Origin of the sequence: Alicyclobacillus tolerans, assembly GCF_900142255.1 — a bacterium.
Classification (GTDB): domain Bacteria; phylum Bacillota; class Bacilli; order Alicyclobacillales; family Alicyclobacillaceae; genus Alicyclobacillus_I; species Alicyclobacillus_I tolerans.
In genome coordinates this window covers 1-1,188 of the sequence record NZ_FRAF01000069.1, presented here as the reverse complement: position 1 = coordinate 1,188, position 1,188 = coordinate 1, and the positions used below count along the sequence as shown (strand labels likewise).

Sequence of the window (1,188 nt, the reverse complement as noted above, 5' to 3'; positions counted from 1 at the left end):
ACAGTGGTCGTTGGTCAGGACGAGCAAGGAGAGGCGATTTGGAATGAACGATTTGCCAACTTCGCTGCACATCATGGCTTTGCAATCCGACGCTGTCAGCCACATCGCCCCCGTACGAAAGGCAAAATTGAAAATGGCGTTGGATACGTACGAAAGAACTTTTGGCCGCGTATTCGAGAATTCACCAGCTTATATGATTTGAATCTGCGCGCTCGAGTGTGGATGGACACAGTGGCCAATGTCCGTATTCATGGCACAACCCATGAGCAGCCTGTGGTGCGTTGGAAGGATGAGCATCTCAAACACTTCAATGTAACACCATTTGAATCCGTAGAGCGTTATTCACGAAAAGTCCCAGCAGATGCATTGGTTTCGTACCAAACGAATCGATACTCAGTGCCCTATCGATACGTTGGGCAGAATATTCAGATTCAGGATGACAAAAACGGCATGTTGCGTTTTTACAGTGAAGGAACGCTGATTGCAGATCACCCAAAGTCGACGGGACGATACCAAGTACTCACCAATAAAAAACACTTCGAGGGGATTCGAACAGCGAGTCAGAACAAGGTTCCCCAACCCACGCCTCGCCTGGTCTCGAATCCAACGCCCGAAGTGGTTCAACGCCCACTGTCTGTGTATGAGCAGTTTCTGAATGAGGAGGGGATCTCGTGATTGTGGAAGAACGTCTGCAAGCGACATTGAAGCAGCTCGGACTCGTCCGAATCTCTGAGATTCTCCATCTTCATGCAGAACAAGCGTCTAAACACAATATATCCTATGTAGAATTTCTAGACAATTTGTTGCAGGAAGAAATGATAGCCAAACACGACCGATACATCCAAACCAAGACACGTATGGCTCACCTGCCATTCCACAAAACACTGGCGGACTTTGACTTTACATTCCAGCCGTCCATTGATGAAAAACGGATTCGGGATTTGGCCACATTACGATTCGTGGCTCACCAGGAGAATCTCATTTTCCTGGGTCCGCCAGGTGTCGGTAAGTCGCACCTATCTGTGGCACTCGCGCTAGAGGCCATTGCGCAGCGCTATACGGTCTATTTCATCACAGCACATGACTTGGTACAGACGTTGCAACAAGCTCACCAGAGCAACAGTGTGCAGCAGAAGATGAAAGCATTTATTAAGCCGGATTTACTCGTGATTGATGAAATTGGTTACC

Annotated in this window: 2 protein-coding genes; both read left to right on the top strand. The window is 48.1% G+C overall.

The window, feature by feature from the left end; translation table 11 throughout:
* A partial coding sequence (locus BUA75_RS15395; protein ID WP_129583703.1) for a Mu transposase domain-containing protein occupies positions 1-675 on the top strand: 675 nt, incomplete at its 5' end.
* A partial coding sequence (locus tag BUA75_RS15390) for an ATP-binding protein (protein WP_072875528.1) occupies positions 672-1,188 on the top strand: 517 nt, incomplete at its 3' end. The genes BUA75_RS15395 and BUA75_RS15390, both read left to right, overlap by 4 nt.